General features: G+C 62.7%; 20 protein-coding genes. 11 read left to right on the forward strand and 9 right to left on the reverse strand.

The window, feature by feature from the left end; all coding sequences use genetic code 11:
• Positions 1 to 185 precede the first annotated feature (185 nt).
• On the forward strand, positions 186 to 563 hold the full coding sequence (locus B0G82_RS07180; RefSeq protein WP_106286077.1) for a response regulator: 378 nt from the start codon (positions 186 to 188) through the stop codon (positions 561 to 563).
• A gap of 4 nt (positions 564 to 567) precedes the next feature.
• Here B0G82_RS07180 and B0G82_RS07185 read toward each other — a convergent pair whose 3' ends face one another.
• From B0G82_RS07185 to B0G82_RS07195, 3 genes are all read right to left on the reverse strand, one after another.
• A complete protein-coding gene (locus B0G82_RS07185) occupies positions 568 to 1,170 on the reverse strand; it encodes a copper-binding protein (protein ID WP_121307051.1) in 603 nt (200 codons plus the stop codon).
• 60 nt (positions 1,171 to 1,230) lie between these two features.
• Positions 1,231 to 1,491, reverse strand: a complete 261-nt coding sequence (locus B0G82_RS07190) for a DUF6723 family protein (RefSeq protein ID WP_121308634.1) — start codon at positions 1,489 to 1,491, stop codon at positions 1,231 to 1,233.
• Positions 1,492 to 1,670: 179 nt separating this feature from the next.
• Entirely contained in the window at positions 1,671 to 2,318 is a 648-nt protein-coding gene (locus tag B0G82_RS07195; protein ID WP_121307052.1) for a glutathione S-transferase family protein, read from the reverse strand.
• A gap of 114 nt (positions 2,319 to 2,432) precedes the next feature.
• Between B0G82_RS07195 and B0G82_RS07200 the strand changes: the two genes are divergently transcribed.
• The 7 genes from B0G82_RS07200 to B0G82_RS07230 all read left to right on the forward strand — a co-directional run bounded on the left by B0G82_RS07200 (position 2,433) and on the right by B0G82_RS07230 (position 8,719).
• Positions 2,433 to 3,416 carry a YafY family protein gene (locus tag B0G82_RS07200; protein WP_241974512.1) on the forward strand — a complete coding sequence of 328 codons (984 nt, stop codon included), beginning with the start codon at positions 2,433 to 2,435 and terminating at the stop codon, positions 3,414 to 3,416.
• Between the two features lie 146 nt (positions 3,417 to 3,562).
• On the forward strand, positions 3,563 to 4,792 hold the full coding sequence (locus tag B0G82_RS07205) for an alkaline phosphatase family protein (protein ID WP_241974513.1): 1,230 nt from the start codon (positions 3,563 to 3,565) through the stop codon (positions 4,790 to 4,792).
• A gap of 203 nt (positions 4,793 to 4,995) precedes the next feature.
• The gene (locus tag B0G82_RS07210) at positions 4,996 to 6,066 is read left to right on the forward strand and encodes a cytochrome c peroxidase (protein WP_241974661.1); all 1,071 of its coding nucleotides are present in this window, start codon (positions 4,996 to 4,998) and stop codon (positions 6,064 to 6,066) included.
• Positions 6,067 to 6,179: 113 nt separating this feature from the next.
• Positions 6,180 to 6,833, forward strand: a complete 654-nt coding sequence (locus B0G82_RS07215) for a transglycosylase SLT domain-containing protein (RefSeq protein ID WP_116143792.1) — start codon at positions 6,180 to 6,182, stop codon at positions 6,831 to 6,833.
• Positions 6,834 to 6,989: 156 nt separating this feature from the next.
• Positions 6,990 to 7,676, forward strand: a complete 687-nt coding sequence (locus tag B0G82_RS07220) for a DUF2242 domain-containing protein (RefSeq protein ID WP_121308635.1) — start codon at positions 6,990 to 6,992, stop codon at positions 7,674 to 7,676.
• A 588-nt stretch (positions 7,677 to 8,264) separates the two neighbouring features.
• Complete coding sequence (locus B0G82_RS07225; RefSeq protein WP_116143794.1) at positions 8,265 to 8,471, forward strand: hypothetical protein; 207 nt, start codon at positions 8,265 to 8,267, stop codon at positions 8,469 to 8,471.
• Positions 8,468 to 8,719: a hypothetical protein gene (locus tag B0G82_RS07230; protein ID WP_116143796.1), complete on the forward strand. Its 252-nt coding sequence runs from the start codon at positions 8,468 to 8,470 to the stop codon at positions 8,717 to 8,719. Before B0G82_RS07225 ends, B0G82_RS07230 begins: the two co-directional genes overlap by 4 nt.
• Before the next feature lie 88 nt (positions 8,720 to 8,807).
• Here B0G82_RS07230 and B0G82_RS07235 read toward each other — a convergent pair whose 3' ends face one another.
• Positions 8,808 to 9,740, reverse strand: a complete 933-nt coding sequence (locus B0G82_RS07235; protein WP_121307056.1) for a DMT family transporter — start codon at positions 9,738 to 9,740, stop codon at positions 8,808 to 8,810.
• A 371-nt stretch (positions 9,741 to 10,111) separates the two neighbouring features.
• Between B0G82_RS07235 and B0G82_RS07240 the strand changes: the two genes are divergently transcribed.
• A complete protein-coding gene (locus B0G82_RS07240; RefSeq protein WP_106286059.1) occupies positions 10,112 to 10,321 on the forward strand; it encodes a hypothetical protein in 210 nt (69 codons plus the stop codon).
• Positions 10,322 to 10,475: 154 nt separating this feature from the next.
• Here the strand turns inward: B0G82_RS07240 and B0G82_RS07245 are convergent, their stop codons facing one another.
• Together B0G82_RS07245 and B0G82_RS07250 are read right to left on the reverse strand one after the other, a co-directional pair.
• Positions 10,476 to 10,754, reverse strand: coding sequence for a hypothetical protein (locus tag B0G82_RS07245; protein WP_106286058.1), 279 nt, complete (start codon positions 10,752 to 10,754; stop codon positions 10,476 to 10,478).
• A gap of 134 nt (positions 10,755 to 10,888) precedes the next feature.
• Positions 10,889 to 11,644, reverse strand: coding sequence for a Mut7-C RNAse domain-containing protein (locus B0G82_RS07250; protein ID WP_116143801.1), 756 nt, complete (start codon positions 11,642 to 11,644; stop codon positions 10,889 to 10,891).
• A 94-nt stretch (positions 11,645 to 11,738) separates the two neighbouring features.
• Here B0G82_RS07250 and B0G82_RS07255 point away from each other — a divergent pair, with 94 nt between their 5' ends.
• On the forward strand, positions 11,739 to 12,608 hold the full coding sequence (locus B0G82_RS07255; protein WP_121307057.1) for an NAD(P)-dependent oxidoreductase: 870 nt from the start codon (positions 11,739 to 11,741) through the stop codon (positions 12,606 to 12,608).
• Positions 12,609 to 12,690: 82 nt separating this feature from the next.
• Positions 12,691 to 13,326, forward strand: a complete 636-nt coding sequence (locus B0G82_RS07260; protein WP_116118461.1) for a LysE family translocator — start codon at positions 12,691 to 12,693, stop codon at positions 13,324 to 13,326.
• Between the two features lie 271 nt (positions 13,327 to 13,597).
• Here the strand turns inward: B0G82_RS07260 and B0G82_RS07265 are convergent, their stop codons facing one another.
• From B0G82_RS07265 to B0G82_RS07275, 3 genes are all read right to left on the reverse strand, one after another.
• The gene (locus tag B0G82_RS07265; RefSeq protein ID WP_121307058.1) at positions 13,598 to 14,422 is read right to left on the reverse strand and encodes an OmpW family outer membrane protein; all 825 of its coding nucleotides are present in this window, start codon (positions 14,420 to 14,422) and stop codon (positions 13,598 to 13,600) included.
• A 172-nt stretch (positions 14,423 to 14,594) separates the two neighbouring features.
• Positions 14,595 to 15,839 (reverse strand): DUF2957 domain-containing protein, encoded by a 1,245-nt coding sequence (locus B0G82_RS07270; RefSeq protein ID WP_121307059.1) that lies wholly within the window; start codon positions 15,837 to 15,839, stop codon positions 14,595 to 14,597.
• Between the two features lie 125 nt (positions 15,840 to 15,964).
• Positions 15,965 to 17,395, reverse strand: a complete 1,431-nt coding sequence (locus B0G82_RS07275) for a DUF2957 domain-containing protein (RefSeq protein WP_116143807.1) — start codon at positions 17,393 to 17,395, stop codon at positions 15,965 to 15,967.
• Positions 17,396 to 17,501: the final 106 nt, after the last annotated feature.

Genomic DNA, 17,501 nt, shown 5'->3' on the forward strand with positions numbered 1-17,501 from the left:
TTCTTGCAGGAAATGAGCAGTCAACGCGCCTAGCGCCGCATCCACTTCGTCGATCGATCTTAGCGAAGCTGTTCCACTCAGTATCTTTTACTGCATTCGAGACGATTGAGGTGAGCCTGAACGGCCGTGTGAACTTTGGCCGCCATCGAGTTGCCAAACGAATATGGCGACTCGGACGAATGGGTATGGCAAGCGTACTGCTGGTAGACGATGACGAGGAGGCATTGGCCGCATGGAGCGCCATTTGTGCCGGTGATGGATTTGAAGTAAGGTGCGCCGGCGACGGCCAGTCGGCCTTGGCCATGTTCATTGAAGCCCCAGTCGATATCGTGGTCGCGGACTGGCGGATGCCGGTCATGTCGGGCAGCGAGTTTTGCCATCGGTTGCGAACACTTCCCGGATTAGCAGACTTCGCTTTCATTCTGGTTTCCGGAGAGCCTAGTCCACCTGCTTTCGTCAGCTACGATGGGTTTCTTCGTAAGCCGGTGGAGGGGCCAATTTTATTGGCCACGATGCATCGGCTGCTTGCCGACCACGTTACGCATCGGCAACGGCAGCGATAGGTCGCTACTCCCTCACCAGCTCCACCGCCGCCGCCGAAACGAATTCCGCGCGCACGCTATCGCCGACTTTCAAGCCATCGAGCGAAATACCCTTCGCGGCCCTGAGCACCTGCTGATGCTTCGGGCCACGCAGCGTCACCATGCGGCTCTTGCGATCGATCTTCGTCACCGTCGCGACAACCGTCACGCTATGCGCCGACGACGCATAACCTGCCGACGCCGGTATTGCCGCGGTCGTCTCCACCCGCTCGCGCACACCTTGGGTCGCGAGCCTGTCGATGTTCAGCAGCAGCGCTTGCTGATAAGCAACGTTGAGCTTGTCGCCGACCTTGAGCCGGCCGACATCGGCCAGGGAAGGATTAACGTCGACGTCGGCGAGATTGCCGCGCGGACCACGCAGCGTGACGCTATTCGTGGCGGTATTGATCGCGACGACGCGAACCTGTGCGTGAACCACCTCGGCGCGTCCGAGCGCCTGCTGTCCGGCGGGAACGCTCGCGTCCTGCGCGAAACTGGATTGACAGAGCATGGCGGCGAGCACGCTCACGAGAGAGGCCGCCCGCCACACGACTGCGGCCGATGATCCGACTTTGCGCGCACAGGTCATTTGCTGCTCCCGAAGTGATCACTGCCAACGGCCAACCCCGCAACGGCCACGCACTCGCGCCTACAACTCCGGCCGCGCCAGATCGCTGGTGACAATATGTTCGCCATACACCTGCGCCGCCGCGATGGCTTCGAGCTTGGTCGCGTACGGCCCGAGTTCGGGCGCGCCGTCGAACGGAAACAGCACGCGTCCGTCGGTGGTTCGAACCACTTTCAACACGCCGAAGAAACGCCGGTAGCCGGCCAGCTTCGACGTGGCCGAGATTTCGAAGTCGTCGTCCGACGTTGCGGGGACGCTGGGAATGAATGCGGTCTTGCTCATACCTGAAAACATCTCTTGTTCGATGGGCCGGCAGCGGCACGAAACGCCAAGCCTACACCCGGTTGTCCGGGGAGGATATTCGCCGGCGGCCTCCATTGTCTCAAAGCCGGGCGGATTCGACCGGCGAGGCGGCTTGCGCACCGGGCGACGGTTGGCGGCGAAGCCGCCCGCGAGTCTGGTCAGGCGTCTTTGACTGCCGCCGCGTGCTCGGCCGCCAGCGCCGCGTCCCGCTCGCTCACGCGAACGAAGCTCGGCCGCGAGCAGATGCGCTCGACATACTCGAGCAGGACCGGCGTTTCGGGGACGAGCTTGAACATCATCCCCCAATGCAAGGCGATGCCCCACAAGATATCCGCTGCCGACATCGTGTCCCCGAGCAGATGGGGCGCGGCCTGCAACTGGCTCGTCACGGTTCCGATCATCGAGTCGAAATCGCCATAGGGTGACGTGGAGGGCGGGGCGGGGTCGCGCTTCATCGCCTTGTCGACTAGCGCTGGTTCGTAGCACGCCGCGTAGTACACCAGCCAGCGCAGATACGGTCCGCGCGACGGATCGTCGAGCGCCGGTGCGAGTCCGGCTTCAGGAAACAGATCGGCCAGATAGATGAAGATGGCGACCTGTTCGGTGATCAGCGCGTCGCCGTGAAGAATCGCCGGCACTTTACCGAGCGGATTGATGGCGAGATAGGGCGCTTTACGCTGCTCGCCGGCTTTCATGTTAAGTACCTTCAACTGGTAAGGCGCACCAAGCTCTTCGAGCAGCGTGAGCGCGCTGACGGAGCGGCATTGCGGCGAGTGGAACAGTGTGATCGTGCGATCCGTGGTCATGGTTTGAGCTTTCCCGAATGAGCGTGGTGGACGAAAAAACCGGGCTTGAGAGCCCGACAAGGCGCCGGAGATGCGTTCATCCTAAGCGTGCCTACCTGTCAGTTTGTGTCAGGTATGACTACACTTGTCCGCATGAGAGCGAGCCGCCTTCTTTCCATCCTGATGACGCTGCAGGCGCGTGGCCGGGTCACCGCGCAGTTCCTCGCCGATGAATGCGCGGTGTCGTTGCGCACCATCTATCGCGACATCGACGCCCTGAGCGCTGCGGGCGTCCCCGTGCATAGCGAGCGCGGAGCGGAAGGCGGCTACCGCCTGCTCGACGGCTACCGGACGCGGCTGAACGGCTTGTCCTCGCAGGAAGCGGAGTCGCTGTTTCTCGGCGGCCTGCCCGGCCCGATGCAGGCGCTCGGCCTGGGTGCGGTGATGGCCGGTGCGCAGACCAAGTTGCTGGCCGCTCTGCCCGTCGAATTGCGCTCGACCGCGGAGCGCATGCGCTCGCGTTTTCATCTCGACGCCCCGGCGTGGTTTTCGGGCGCGGACGAGCCTGCCCATCTGCCGTCGATCGCGCGTGCGGTGTGGGAGCAGCATCCGCTTGAGATTCGCTATCAGAGCTGGAAAGCCGAGAAGTTTCGCCGGATCGAACCGCTCGGCATCGTGCTGAAAAGCGGCGCGTGGTACGTGGTCGGGCGCGTCGGGCAGGATGTGCGCATCTACCGCATTTCGCGCATTCTCGAATTGAACCTGCTGGACGAGACGTTCGAACGGCCGCCCGCGTTCGATCTTGCCACTTACTGGCAGGACAGCACGCAGCGTCTCTCCGAAGAAATGCACGCGAGCGAAGCGACGCTGCGTCTGTCGCCTTGGGGCATGCGGATGCTCGACGTTTTCACGTCGCCGTTCGCGCGTTCGGCGGCGATCATCGGCGAGCCCGATCCCACCGATGGTTGGCGCACCGTGACGCTGCCCGTCGGTTCGGTGAGGCAGGCGTGCGCAGAGTTGCTGCGCTTCGGCACCGAGGCAGAGGTGTTGGCGCCGCCCGAGCTGCGCGCGCAGATGTCGGAAGTTGCGGCGGCGCTGCATCTCCGTTACGCGCAATGACGACGTGACGGCATCCTGCGTACACGCGTCATACGGCGCGTGAGATGGCCGGCATACGGCAACAATGCGAGTGCATTCACAGTGACGTCATACACGCTGCATACAGTTTGCCCGCGAATAAAACTCCAATCCCCAAGGGCAAAAACATGTCACAACGCAGCGGGTTGCGTGCGGTTCTCATGGTCGTCTGCGCGGCCTTGATCGGCTTGATCGTCGCGGCGTGCGGATCGTCGTCTTCGTCGCTGAAATTGAGCGGGCAACAGCAGATCCGGCACGTTTTCGTGATCACGCTCGAGAACGAAAACTACGCGACCACCTTTGGCGCGAACAGCAAGGCGCCGTATCTCTCGCAGACTCTCGCCTCGCAGGGCGCGATGGTGCAGCAGTACTACGGCACGGGGCACGTGAGCCTCGACAACTACATTTCGATGATCAGCGGTCAGGCGCCGACGCCGGAAACGGATAACGATTGCATCACCTTCCAGGACTACAAACTCACGGGCGTGACCGCCGACGGCCAGGCGATCGGGTCGGGCTGCGTCTATCCGGCGAGCATCAAGACGCTGCCGGACCAGTTGAAGGCCGCGGGCTACACGTGGAAGGGCTATGAAGGCGACATGGGCAACGACCCGGCGCGGGAAGCCGCGACCTGCGGCCATCCGACGCTCAACACGACCGACCTGACGCAGTCCGCGGAAGCGCCGAGCGCGGCCGTGCCGCTGGGCGATCAGTACGCGACGCGTCACAACCCGTTCATGTATTTCCACTCGATCATCGATTCGCCGGACTGCGGGCAGAATGTGGTCAACCTGAACAAGCTGACGACCGATCTGCAGTCGATCGCGACCACCGCCAACTTCAACCTGATCACCCCGAACCTGTGCGACGACGGCCACGACGCGCCGTGCGTGAACGGTCAGCCGGGCGGCCTGACGAGTGCCAACACGTTCCTGCAGAAGTGGGTGCCGATTATCACGGCTTCGCCCGCGTTCCAGCAGGACGGCCTGCTGATCATCAACTTCGACGAAAGCAGCTACGCGACGGTGACGCAGTCCGGCACGAGCGAGGACCTGATATTTTCCGGTGCGACCTGCTGTAGCCAGCAGCCAGGTCCGAATCTGCCGGCGTTCCCGCAGACTTCGTCGCTGACTTACAAGGGTTTGACGATCAACCTGACCAAGCAGAGCTTCGGCGGCGACCAGACCGGCGCGGTCATGATCTCGAAGTTCATCAAGCCGGGCACGGTCTCGACGGTGCAGTACAACCATTATTCGATGCTCAAGAGCATCGAAGACATCTTCCAGCTGGACCACCTCGGTTATGCGGGACAGGCCGGCCTCGTCGGGTTCGGCGGCGACATCTTCACGAACCTGTAAGCGATTCGATGCTGTTTTCTGCAATGCGATTGACCGAGCGCTTCGGCGCGCAATGGGCGGGGCTCGCTGCTCTGCTCGTTGCAACGCTGCTGCCCGTTGCCGCGGCGGCTGCCGCGACGGCCGACACGAAGCCTGTCTATAGCGATGCCGCCGCGCTTGGCAAGCTGATCTTCTTCGATGCCACGTTGTCCGTCTCGGGCAAGATGTCGTGCGCGAGCTGCCATAGTCCGTCGCATGCGTATGGGCCGCCCAACGGGCTCGCGGCGCAGTTGGGTGGGGCGGATATGCACTCGCAAGGCACGCGCGCCGTGCCGAGCCTGCGCTACGTGTTGAACCGTACGCCGATGTGGAGCCACGCGCAGGCTGCGAGCCTCTCCGAGCGTCTGAGCGAAACGGACAATGCGCCGGTGGGCGGTTTCGGTTGGGATGGGCGCTTCAACCATCTGCACGATCAGGCGAGCTTCCCCCTGTTCAATCCGAACGAGATGGCCAACAAGGATCCGGCCGCCGTGCTCGCGAAACTGGAGCAGGCGCCGTACGCGGCGCGCTTCAAGGAAGTGTTCGGCCAGAACATCTTCGTCGACCGCGCCAAGGCGTTCGCCCAAGCCATGTCTGCGATCGAGCGCTTCGAACTCGAGGACCCGAGTTTTCATCCGTACAGCAGCAAGTTCGACTATTATCTGGACGGTAAATTGCAACTAACAGCACAGGAGTTGAGAGGCAAGAAGCTGTTCGACAATCCGGCGGGCGGCAATTGCGCTTCCTGCCATATCGATCAGATGGGCGCCGACGGTTCTCATCCGCTGTTCACCGACTTCAATTTCCAGGCGCTCGGCGTGCCGCGCAATCCCGAGTTGCGAGCGAATGCCGATCCGAAGTACTTCGACATGGGCTTGTGCGGTCCGCTGCGAACTGATCAGTCGAGCGACAGCAGCAATTGCGGGCTCTTCAAATCGGTGTCGCTGCGCAATACGGCAACGCGTCAGGTGTTCTTCCACAACGGCCGCTTCCACACGCTGAAGGACGCATTGCGCTTCTACGTGCAACGCGATACCAGTCCGGCGAAGTGGTATCCAAAAGACGTGCACGGCAAGATCGACAAGTTCAACGACTTGCCCGTCGCGCTACGCGTGAACGTCGATACGACCGACGAACCGCTCACACGCAAACCCGGCGAGCGCCCCGTCTGGTCGGAGCGCGATATCAACGACGTCGCCGCCTTCCTGGCGACGTTGAACGACGGCTACGTGCTGGGGCCCAAGCTCTCGCACTGAACCCGAACCATGAAGAGCCGCCCGCTCTTCCTAAGACGAATTTTGGCTCTTTCTAGGGCTTATTTGGGGGCAGAGCTATAATGGCCGGATCCCCTTTTTCCCCGTCCACCGTTATGAGCCGGTTACTTTGCCTGATCGTGCTTTCGCTCGGACTGATGCAGACCGCGACGGCCGACGAAAACACAGACCGCATGTCCGCGTATCTGACGCAAAAATTCGGTCTGGCAAAGGAAAAGGCTCAAAAGATTTCCGACGCGGTGCAAGCCGCCGCCTCGAAATATTCCCTCCCGCCGGCGCTCCTGCTGGCGATCATATCGATCGAATCCCGCTTCAAGGAAAAGGCCAAGGGCGCCAACGGCGCGACCGGGCTCATGCAGGTCGTGCCTGGCGCGCACCGCGGACTGTTGAGGAACGTCAAGGACCTCACCGAGCCGACCGCGAACATCGAAGTGGGCTCGGCGATTCTGTACGGCTACATGCGCTCGGCCAACGGCGACATGAACGCCGCGCTCAAGAGCTACGGCGGATCGCAAGCGTACGCGCAGAAAGTGAGCTTGCGCGTCGAAGACTTTGCGGCGGTCGCCCCGTCGCAAGACGGTGCGCAGCAATCGGACGCGCAGGCCGGAATGTGCGCTGCACGACCCACGTCTGACCGTTGCACGGAGCCGGGCAACTGGGCCAATGCGTTTATGGTTCCGGCCGTCAATGCCGCCGGGTTGAACGGCACGGCGACGTCGGCGACTGGACTTCACACGACGTCGCGCTAAGCGACATTCCGTCTCTTTTCATACCGCGGCGTCGCAACTGCCGCGATGCTCTGTCACGTCCGGAAAGACACCCGTTGCGCGCTTTTTACGCACAGTTCGGAACCGCTCTACAATGCATTCCCATTCGCGCTGATGCAGCGCCTCTTCCGATCGACCATGTTGACCTCGCTTTTCAGACTCACAGCCGCCGCGTGTTTCGGCCTGTTGACCCTTGCCGCCTGTAGCAGCACGCCGCAGCCTAAATTCCAGCAGGAATTGTTCGAAACAGGCGCGAGCCCGTATGCGCGCAATTTCAATTCGAGCACGACGGATAGTTGCGAGGCGGCGCGCCGGGCGCTCCTGAGCCAAGGCTATCTGACGACGATGACGCGCAACGACACCGTCGACGGCACCAAGAACTTCCAGCCGACGGGCGACACCCACGTGGTCGTCGAATTTCATGTGGTCTGCACGCCGGGCGAAGAGGCGAGCGACACCAGCATCGTCTACGTCAATGCCGTGCAAAACGGCTTTGCGCTGAAGAAAAGCGATACGTCGGCGAGCGTCGGGCTGAGCGTGCTGGGTTCCTTGTCGCTGCCGATCCGCTCGAACAGCGATGCGATGGTCAAGATTTCCAGCGAGACCGTTCCGTCAGGCAAGTTCTACGACCGTTTCTTCGGACTCGTCGACCACTATCTGCAAACGGTGGTGCGCACTCAGCCGGTCGTCAGTAATCGCATCGAGACCCGTCTCCTGCCGGTGCCGGTTGAGACAACTGCGCCGTTGCCCGTTCCCGAGATGCCCGATGCGATCGGCAAGGCGGCTTCCGTGCAACCGGCGAGCGGAGCCGGCGTAGTGCCCTGAACCTGCCCTGATTCGTCTGCCGGAAGTTCGCGGTCTCGAGGCTGGTCAAGATCCGATCAGCCTTCAATCACATCGCGATCCATCACTTATCCTATGTCTTTTACTTCATACGTATACATATGTAGTAATAGTTAACAAGGGTTAACCCCTTCTGTGGATAACTCCTAATTGTTCCGTCGCATCAACGTCATGCGAACTCCATAACCCTGCGGATCACGCCTGTAGAAAAACTACCAAACCGGGATAACTCTGATGCGACTTGCCTCGCGAACCGTCTTATCAAGATTCCGCACACAGGCTGTTCCATGCGCTATCCCGAAGTTATTCAGAGGGAAATGTGGATAACTCGCGTTTGAAGTCGTTTTTCCAATAGATGCCGGGCAAGTTTTTCAACCTGTCCAAGCGCTCGCCAGCGTACAGACCGCCCCTCGCCGCACGCGCACATTGAAGACGGACGGTACAAAGATTGCGTCTCTCTTTTTGCAAGCGCAACTGTTGCTATTTAGTCAAAACCATTTCGGCAACGCCCGATCCAGGCATAGAGTTAAAGTGTTTTCTGAAGTTATTGGTGCAGTGCGGGGGTGTGTAATGAAACGCAGAACAGCACGACAGCTTGTCCGTCTTCTGTCGGATATCCGACATGCCACCCACTGCAGCACGTTGCGGGCGGCAGCCACCAATCGGGCCATCGCGCTCGCCTCCTCTGAACACGAAGCTGAGGTCGCCGACACCGACGACGGCACCGACGCCACGCGCGACCCGCATCAGGACAAGCCCGCCCGGAGCAGATCATGAGAACGGCAAGCGAGCAATCGTTGCGGTTTCTGGTCGAGAAGTGGCTTGCGCCGGAGCCTTCGGCGCCGGTTCATGTCACCGAATTCAGCCGCACCCGCCTGGGAGGCCGGCGTTATGTGCGCGTCGCGACTTCGCTTCAGGCGGGCTCGCGCGGGCTGTTCTTCTTTCGTCACGACGACGGCTGCTGGTGTGTATTTCCGCCGACCGCCGATACACCGGCTTTGCTTGCGCATCCGCGGGCGGCCTGAAGGCGGCGAGCAAGCTGGCGACACCGACCGCCTGCGCAAATACTTTGTGCGCATCGCTTTTTTTCGAACCCGGCGACTGGCGCCATCCTCAAGACGACGCGCCAGGCACGCGGTCACGCCCGCGTTGCCACGCCGGCATCACCTGACACACGATCAAACCCGCGAGCATCAGCGCGCATCCGAACAGCGCGCGTGCCGACAGTGTTTCGCCGAGCACGACCCACGCCGCAAGCGCGGCGAACACGCCCTCCATGCTGAAAATCACCGCCGCGTGCGACGGCGCCGCATGCTTTTGCGCGACCACCTGAATCGTATAGGCGACGCCGACCGACAGCGCCCCGCCGTACAGAATGGTCGGCGCGGCGCGCACGATCACCGCGAGGCTGATGGGTTCAATGGCGAGACCGACTATGAGGCACGCGAGCCCGCACGTCACGAACTGAACGAGCGCGAGCATCAGCGTGTCGTGGCGCAGCGCGAAACGTCCGACCAGCATCATCTGAATGGAGATCACGAGCGCGCCGGCGAGCTGATACCAGTCGCCGTACAGCATCGAGAAATGTTCGTTGACGCTCAGAAAATACATGCCCGCGGCCGCGAGCGCCGCACCGAGCCACGTGCCGATTCCCGTGCGATGTCGGAACAGCACGCCGAGAAGCGGCACGATCACTACGTACAGCGAACTGATAAAACCCGCGTTGGCGACCTTCGTGTATTGCAGGCCGATCTGCTGCAATGAAATCGAGGCGGCCAGCACTGCGCCGAGCAGGACGCCCGCGCCGAGTAGCTCATGTGCGCCACCGGGTTCGCGATTCCACAGTTCAGCGAGTGCCGGGCGCCGCACGCAAACGATCAGCGTGAGCACGACGAGCGCGCCGAGCAGGAAGCGCAGGCCGGTGAAGAGAAACGGGCCGATCGCATCGAGACTCAGGCGTTGCGCGACGAACGCGGAACCCCAGATTATCGCGGCGATCAGCATCAGGACATTGGCACGCAGGTGTTGGCGGGTTTCGGCTTTCAACGGTGGTCTTTGTAATTCGGTTGTCGTGACGGGCAGGCGTCGATTTTATCCACGTGCGCGGAAAAGCCCGATATGGGCGCGCACCGCTAAATCACGTGTCTGCCGACCCTTTTGGAGAACGCTAGCTTGCCGCGTAACCTCGTTCCAGGCGGTCTAGGTGAATCCCCTGGTACGAGCCGCTTAATGAGTGAAAGCCGGTCGAAAGCAAGCTGTCTCCCGGAAAATACATATCGAGTTTTGGGCATGACAAACCGCCTACACTGGGTAATACTCTCCCGCGGGGAGCGGGAAGGCGCCTCAAGCCCTGTCTGCTTCACCGTGCAGCTTATTCATTCACATTGACTCAGTCGTCCAGGTTTGGGGAACAACACATGAAAAAAGTTATCGTCTCGCTCGCAGCCGCTTCGATCGCGCTGGTTTCTGTTCAAGCTTTCGCACAAGCGTCGGACGCAGCACCGGCTGCTGCAGCAAGCGCGCCGAAGAAGCATCACGTCAAGAAGCTGAACACGCACGGCAAGCGCGCTCCGGTTTCGGCAGCCGCTTCGGCTGCTGGCACGAACGACAAGGGCACGCAAAACTAAGCTGCTGCCCGATTCTTCGGGCCAGCTTCGCCGGTCGATCGCACGGCGCCGCATGCTGGCGAGTGCAGCACGGCCGGATGCAGGTGTCGCAAGCAAGAAGGCCAGAGCACGAGCTCTGGCCTTCTTGCATTTGGGGCAGCTTTTGTTGCGGCGATTAGCCGGCAAGGCCGCGTTTGATGACTTCGTTCAGCAAACCGGTCATGCCTTCGGGGTGGGTCGCGGCGCGCTCTTTCAGCTCGGTCACCAGATCGCCGTTCAGCTTGCACGCAAACGCGACGAGGCCCTGCGCCTGATCGAGCTTGCGCTGTTCGCGGCGATCGAGCTTCGGTTCGGCCGCGGCGGCCTTGCCGAAACGGTCGGCGGTCGACAGCTTCAGTGCGTTGTTCAGCTTGAGTGCCTTGTTCTTTTCAAGGTCGGTTTTTTTCATCGCCATTCGGAAGGCCTCTGCCAGATAAGTAATCCCGCATTGTACGCACCGCGCCGGACCTCGGGCGAGCGCGCGGCGTTCGGTTCCGCGCGCACGGCGTGGCACGCCTGTTCAGAACCGGCATGAACCTCGTTGCAGGTTCAAACGGACTGGCCCGGCGCGGCAGCCACGCTGTCCATCAGCGCGCGCATTCTTTGCCAATGCGTGCCTTCCCAGAACACTCGACGGCACACGTCGCAGGTAACGAATTGCGCGTGCCGTTCCAGCACGCCGTCGGGCGCACGCGCGCCGACTTCTTCCTTGGGGATGCGCCGCAGCGGCACATTGCACATCAGGCATAGGCGGAACGGCCGCGCGCTGCCGGCCAGATCGAGCCGTTCAAACACTTCGCGCAGTTGTTCGCGCGGCCTGAGCGTGCGGACGTAGCAGCCATGCGTGATGCTGCGGCGTTTCAATAACTCGCGGTCGCGTGTCAGGACGATGCGCTGCTGCGCGGCGGCGAGCGCTTCGATGTCGGCGTCGGGATAGTGGTTGTCGTACAACGTGTCGAAGCCGGCGAGCCGCAGAAGCGGCGCGAGGCCGCCCAGATGCGCGTCGGCGATAAAACGCACCACGCGCAGCGGCCGTTCGCGCACGCGCAGGAGCGGCTGGATATCGAGCGCTTCAAACTTCGGATAAACGGCTATGCGATCCCCGTCCGCGAGAGGATGATTGAAACCGACCGACTCGCCGTTGACCAGAATCAGTTCGACCTCCGTGTGCGGCACGCCGAGCGCTTCGATCATGTGCTTCGCGGTGGCGCCCGGCGCGCAGGCGTAGCTGAACGCGCGCCGGCGCAACGGCCGGGCGAGAAAATCGTTCAGCTCCTCGTAGAAGCGGAATGTCGCGGTCACCATCACCGCAGTATCGCACCGCGTTTCTTTGCGCGCTGTCCTGCACGTGTCGCATGGGTGTGTTTTACTTCCAGTTCTTTAGAAGACGGAGCGACAGATGGACATCGGTTTTATCGGTCTCGGCGAGATGGGCGCCGCGATGGTTGCAAACATGTTGAAAGCCGGGCATCAGGTGCGCGTGTGGAACCGCTCACCGGAGCGCGCGCAGCCGCTCGCCGACGCAGGCGCGCAGGTCGTTGCGACGCCGGCCGAAGCGTTTGCGGGCGACGCCGTGTTCTCCATGCTCGCCGACGATAGCGCCTTGCGCGAAGTCATCACCGCTTCGTTGCTGGAACACGCTCCGCGCGGGCTGATCCACGTGAACATGGCGACGATCTCGGTGGCGTTGGCCGAGGAACTGGCGACGGCGCACGCGTCGCGCGGCGTCAACTACGTCGCCGCGCCGGTGTTGGGCCGGCCCGATGTCGCGGCGGCGGGCAAGCTGACTATCGTGGCCGGCGGACCGGCCGAATCGATCGATCGTGTTCAGCCGATTTTCGACGTGATCGGCCAGAAGACCTGGCGGATCGGTTCGCTGCCGCAGCAGGCGAACGTCATGAAGCTCGCCGCCAACTTCATGCTCGGCGCGGCGGTCGAAACGCTTGGCGAAGCGGCTACGCTGGTGACTGGGCACGGCGTCGCCATGCAGGATTTCCTCGACGTCATCACAGGCGGCCTGTTTCCGGGACCGGTCTATTCCGGCTACGGCAAACTGATCGCGGAGCAGCGCTACGAGCCGGCGCTGTTCAAGGCGCGTCTCGGTCTGAAGGACATTCGTCTCGCGCTGGCCGCTGCCGACGCCGTGACGACGCCGCTGCCGATCGCCAGCGTGGTGCGCGATAGCTTGATCGAAGCCGTGGCTCACGGCGACGGCGAGAAGGATTTCGCGGTGCTGGGCCAGGTCGCCGCGCGGCGAGCCGGGCGCTAAAAGCTAAAAACAACTGACGGGCGGCAGTGAAGGACGCGGGCGGGCATAATAGCCGCCCGTTCCCTTATCCGCCGTGCTTCCCATGAGTCTGCATACCTGGTGGCTATTCGTCGCCACTGTCTTCGTCGTTTCGGCGATTCCCGGTCCGAACATGTTGCTCGTGATGACGCACGGCGCCCAGCACGGCTTGCGCCGTTCCAGCGCGACCATGGCCGGTTGCCTGTCGGCGCTGGTGTCGATGCTGGCGGTGTCGGCGGCGGGTCTCGGTGTTTTCCTCGCGGCGTGGCCAGCCATGTTCAACGCGCTGCGGATGATCGGCGCCGCTTACCTCGTGTATCTCGGCATCAAGGCGTGGCGCGCGCCGGCTGACGAAGCCGCCGCCGACAATGCCGACGAACTCGCCGCAAAGCCCGCGCGCTCGCGCTTCGCGCTGTTTCGCAACGGCTTTCTGGTCGCAGGCAGCAATCCCAAGGCGATTTTGTTCGCTGCGGCGCTGCTGCCGCAATTCATCGACGCCGCGCAGCCGAAACTGCCGCAGTTTGGCGTACTCGTCGCCACATTCGCCGTGATCGAGGTGAGCTGGTATCTGGTGTACGCGGGATTCGGCACACGCATCGGCGCGAAATTGAAGAGCCGCAGCGTCGCCCGCATGTTCAATCGGCTGACGGGCGGTGTGTTCGTTGGCTTCGGCGCGATGATGGCGCTGGTGCGCCACTGAGCGCGAGGCGAGGCGCGGCGCCGCGGAGACGACGGGACATTTGGCGAGATGTTGTGTATTTGCAACGTCGAGGGTCTACCCTAATTAGTATGTTGCGCCGCACCAAGCCGTTTGCTATAGTTTGTCTTGTCTCCTCCATGTCTCCTCTGATATGGATTCAGCCCGCCAACTTAGGCGGGCTTTTTTTTGCCTCGAATTTCCAGTTCCCAGAAAGGACAAAGCCGGCTGACCCTTGCGCAGGGCCGCCGGCTTTCTTGCGTCAGGACCGAACTTAGAACTTGTACGAGACGGCGAGGAACGAAATGATCGGGTCGGCCTTCAGTTCCGCTTTCGACACACCCAGTTCCGTGCCGTCCGCCGCTTTGATGATGACCGACGAGGTCGTCTTCAGCGGAATATAGGTGACCGATGCCACGAGACCCCAGTGATCGGTGATGTTGTACGCAAGGCCCGCGTTGAACACCGGCGCCCATGACGACGACGCTTTCGCCGACACCTGCGTCTGCCCCGGCTTGCCCGCGCCGGCAGCCAGCACCGCGCCGAGGTTGTTCTGCGTCGACTGGATGAAGTTCTGACTCAGTTGAACGTCGGAGAACCAGTTATAGGACACGCCGATGCCGACAAATGGCCGAAAATGCGCCGTCGGGGCATTGAAATAGTACTGGAACAGCAGCGCCGGGCTCCACTGGCGCACGCTCTTGACGATCGGGTTGGCCTGCGGATCGCCCAGATCCTGCTGGCCGAGCGCGCCGGCCGGTCCCGGCGGTTTGATGGTGCCGTGCCCGTAGATCTTGAAGACCGGCGGCACGCCCGCCACCGTCGTCACGGCGATGTGATCGGTAAGGTAGTGGCTGAACACCAGGCCGACGGTGTCCGCGCTGCTGGTCGACAAACTCGTGCCGGGCGACGTGAAAGAACTCGGCAGACGCAGCGGCGTGTTGATCGGCGTCGGCGCGACGGTGGTGGTGAGCGGCGAGCTCGAGTCCTGTGGCATCACGTGAAACCAGCCGAGCACGGCGACGTTGTCGCCCGCATGCTGGGCGTGCGCGCTGGCGGACAGGCAAGCGGCCAGTAACGCGAAATAGATTTTTTTCATCTTGTTCCTCCTGAGGCGCGGCTCAAGCCGATCGCGCGCAGCAAGCGGCGACGGGTTCCCGGCCACGCCGGCGCGCTGCATATTCGTTTGGCACCAGCTGCCGCGCGGTCACACTGCGCGGCAGCCGGGACGCGAACGCCACGTTGCGGATTGGCGGCGCGTGCTGCGTCCGTTACTGGACGAAGGCGCCGATCGTGAAGTACGGCGAGGCCGCGTTGGTCAGATCCAGGTAGCCGAACACACCACCTGTGAAGATCATCTTTCCGGTCGGCGTGGTACCGGTGGAAGCGCCCACTCGCGTCGTCGTCACCACGCCCGGAACCGCTTGCGTGAAGTCCAGATTCAGCGCCGTCGCGAGCGATGCCTGCGAGGCGTTGAATGGATCGAGCAGCGTGGCCTCGGTGCCTTCGAGCGCGGTGGTGCGGTAGTCGAACTGGCTGTCCACGCCGATGTACTCTCCGTTCTGCGAGTTCACCGTGATCGCGCTTTGCGGCGACAGAATCGAGATACCTGATTCGTCGTCGGCGTACGGGCCGAGCGCGCCGTTTTGCGGCACCGTCACCGACGAGTTCGCCGCGCCCGCTCGCACCAGGATCGGCACAAGCTGGTTGCGCAGCTTGCCGACGATCATGTAGCCGCGTGCTTCCGGGGTCGCCGCGAGGGTCGGTTTAGCCTGTCCGAGGAAGTTGTTGGTCTGGAACGCGCCGCTGCCGTCCGCCGCCGGCGCGAAGTTGCTGCCCGGCTGCTGACACTTGCCCGCGTTGACGCCGGAGTTGTCGCACTCGGTCCAGGTGCCGTCCGCGTTGATCGTGATCTTCGAATCGACCGCGACCGGCGCGAAATTTTGCGACGGCACCTGGTGATAGCCGAGCTGGTTGTACGTGCCGGCCACGTTCGCGAGATTCGTTTCAATCGACGAGAAGCCGATGAACGGGTAGTACGGGAACTTGGTATCAGGCACGGCGCCCACGCCAAGAATCCCGCCGAACGAAATCTCCGCGCCCGGGATCGTGCCGCCCGCCACGCCTTCGCCGACGAAAATCCGCGCCGGACGATTCGGATCGAGACTCGCGCCGTTCAGGCGGAACGCGCACTGGTTGAGCTTGTTGGTCGGCAGCAGGGTTTCCTGAGTCAGAGTGCCGCTGGCGGTCTGGCCCGCGCGCGTCGGGACGACCGTGCCGGTGGTCGCCGGGATCGGCGACTCGATGTAGTTGACCTGCCAGGTCATCTTGGTCGTATCGAGCTGCAGCTTGACCAGTTCGCCGTCACCGCCGCCGCCCGTGAACACCGTGCCGTAGTCCAGCGACGCCGGACACAGACGGACTTCCGTCACTGGGCCGTCGCCTCCGCCGCCGCCGCCGCACGCCCCCAACAACGGTGCTGCAAGAGCGAGCACCGAAAGGATTCTCCAATTCATACCGCCTCCAGAATTTTTTCGTTGTGTGTGGCCGGCTCCCAGTCCCGCCACCTTTTTGCTATTTGTCTCTCATGCCGCCCGCTGCCGGTCCGCTGTGGCTTACCTGCGCGGCTCACTCGCGTGATTTACTTGCTGATTTGCGCTCCGATGCCAAAATAAGGCGCGCTCGAAGCCGTGCTGCTGAGTTGCGACGTCGGCGCTACGCCGCCATTGACGGTTCCCTGTATCTCGATCGCATACAGGCCGCCGGACGAGATCGCGAGGCCCTTTTGACCGTTGGCCTGCTGGACACCGACCAGTCCCGGACTCGGCAAACCGTAGCCGAGGCCGAAGCCGTCTTCCCCGGCGGAAGTCGACGGATTGATGAAGGTGCCGACGCCGCCCTGGATCAACGCCGCGGTGTATTTGAAGTTGGAGTCCGCACCGACGTAGCCGCCGTCGAAGCCGCCGGAGGCAAGCGGTGTGGCGGCGGCGAGCATCGCGATACCGGATTCGTCGTCGACCTTGGCGTCAAGGTGCAGCGGGGCGGTGCCGAGATTCACGGAGCCCGTGCGGATCACGAGCGGCACCGTGGCGCCGTTCACCTGGCCGAGAATCATGTGCGCCGACGCGGACACGCCGCTCGGCTGATTCAGCGGCGGCAGCTTGAGCTGCGTGCCGATCTGCGGTGCATTCTGGCTGTCGAAGTAACCGCTGCTATTAGCGGTCCACGCCGTGCCGGTCGTCAGGCAGCCGCTCGAACTCGGCGTAAAGGCTGCGTTCGCCGGATTCGATCCCGTGCAGTTGCCGGCCGCGTCGAAGGTCTCGACCGTGTTGGTGGCCGTCGCCGCGTACGAGCCCGACGGCACCAGGTGATACAGCAGACCGTTGTAAGTGCCGGCCAGCTTGGTGACGTCGTTCGTCGTGCTGGCGAAGCCGAGGAACGGATAGAAATCGAAGTGCCGGTTCGGGACTGCGCCGACGTGATCGATGATGCCAGGAATGATGGTCAGTCCGTCGTACTCGACGGTCGCGCCCGGAATGCCGCCGCCGGCCACGCCCTGGCCCACCAGGATCATCGGCGGATTCGGGTTATTGACGAAGTCGGGCGTGGTGTAGGTCGTGCCGTTGGCAGGCGCGGTGCCGGTGCCTTTGCCGAGAATGAATGCGCAACGCGTTTGCTCCGCGGTCGGCAGCATGCCCGTTGGCGGATGAATTACCGCGCCGGTAATCTGAGTGCCTTCGCGCGTGATCGTGACATCGGCGCTGGTTAGCGGGATCGGCGACTTGAGCCACTTCAGCGTGTACGTCATCGCCGTCGCGTCAATGTTCAGCTGCACCACTTCGCCGCTGCCCGCGCCACCCAGGAAGGTGCTCTTGACGATGTCGGCCGTCGCCGGGCACAACGCTGCCGCGCCGGCGCCCGAGGCGGGCGGACCTTGCACGCCGCAACTCGCGCCCGAACATTGCGGTGCGTTGATCGGACCTGGATTGTCGGCCTTGCCGCCGCCGCAAGCGATCAGGAATGGGGCCGTGGCAATGGCCAGCGCGAGGCCTCGAGTAATGGCATGCGACATGCAGCTGTCTCCCTTCATGTAATTGTGCGAACTAATTTCGCTGCGCGGATAATGGCTGTCAATTGAATGAGCCGTCTAAAAAGACCGATTCAAACAGCGCAATTTT

The sequence above is a fragment of the Paraburkholderia sp. BL17N1 genome (assembly GCF_003634175.1).
Taxonomy (GTDB): Bacteria; Pseudomonadota; Gammaproteobacteria; order Burkholderiales; family Burkholderiaceae; genus Paraburkholderia.

Excerpts from the sequence above, each read along its gene's own strand:
- B0G82_RS07205 (WP_241974513.1), top strand. The coding sequence starts at position 3,563 with ATGTCACAACGCAGCGGGTTGCGTGCGGTTCTCATGGTCGTCTGCGCG.
- B0G82_RS07250 (WP_116143801.1), bottom strand. The coding sequence starts at position 11,644 with ATGGTGACCGCGACATTCCGCTTCTACGAGGAGCTGAACGATTTTCTC.
- B0G82_RS07180 (WP_106286077.1), top strand. The coding sequence starts at position 186 with ATGGCAAGCGTACTGCTGGTAGACGATGACGAGGAGGCATTGGCCGCA.
- B0G82_RS07275 (WP_116143807.1), bottom strand. The coding sequence starts at position 17,395 with ATGTCGCATGCCATTACTCGAGGCCTCGCGCTGGCCATTGCCACGGCC.
- B0G82_RS07260 (WP_116118461.1), top strand. The coding sequence starts at position 12,691 with ATGAGTCTGCATACCTGGTGGCTATTCGTCGCCACTGTCTTCGTCGTT.
- B0G82_RS07190 (WP_121308634.1), bottom strand. The coding sequence starts at position 1,491 with ATGAGCAAGACCGCATTCATTCCCAGCGTCCCCGCAACGTCGGACGAC.
- B0G82_RS07195 (WP_121307052.1), bottom strand. The coding sequence starts at position 2,318 with ATGACCACGGATCGCACGATCACACTGTTCCACTCGCCGCAATGCCGC.
- B0G82_RS07255 (WP_121307057.1), top strand. The coding sequence starts at position 11,739 with ATGGACATCGGTTTTATCGGTCTCGGCGAGATGGGCGCCGCGATGGTT.
- B0G82_RS07185 (WP_121307051.1), bottom strand. The coding sequence starts at position 1,170 with ATGACCTGTGCGCGCAAAGTCGGATCATCGGCCGCAGTCGTGTGGCGG.
- B0G82_RS07245 (WP_106286058.1), bottom strand. The coding sequence starts at position 10,754 with ATGGCGATGAAAAAAACCGACCTTGAAAAGAACAAGGCACTCAAGCTG.
- B0G82_RS07215 (WP_116143792.1), top strand. The coding sequence starts at position 6,180 with ATGAGCCGGTTACTTTGCCTGATCGTGCTTTCGCTCGGACTGATGCAG.
- B0G82_RS07200 (WP_241974512.1), top strand. The coding sequence starts at position 2,433 with ATGACTACACTTGTCCGCATGAGAGCGAGCCGCCTTCTTTCCATCCTG.
- B0G82_RS07230 (WP_116143796.1), top strand. The coding sequence starts at position 8,468 with ATGAGAACGGCAAGCGAGCAATCGTTGCGGTTTCTGGTCGAGAAGTGG.
- B0G82_RS07220 (WP_121308635.1), top strand. The coding sequence starts at position 6,990 with ATGTTGACCTCGCTTTTCAGACTCACAGCCGCCGCGTGTTTCGGCCTG.
- B0G82_RS07225 (WP_116143794.1), top strand. The coding sequence starts at position 8,265 with ATGAAACGCAGAACAGCACGACAGCTTGTCCGTCTTCTGTCGGATATC.
- B0G82_RS07210 (WP_241974661.1), top strand. The coding sequence starts at position 4,996 with ATGTCGTGCGCGAGCTGCCATAGTCCGTCGCATGCGTATGGGCCGCCC.
- B0G82_RS07240 (WP_106286059.1), top strand. The coding sequence starts at position 10,112 with ATGAAAAAAGTTATCGTCTCGCTCGCAGCCGCTTCGATCGCGCTGGTT.
- B0G82_RS07265 (WP_121307058.1), bottom strand. The coding sequence starts at position 14,422 with ATGAAAAAAATCTATTTCGCGTTACTGGCCGCTTGCCTGTCCGCCAGC.
- B0G82_RS07270 (WP_121307059.1), bottom strand. The coding sequence starts at position 15,839 with ATGAATTGGAGAATCCTTTCGGTGCTCGCTCTTGCAGCACCGTTGTTG.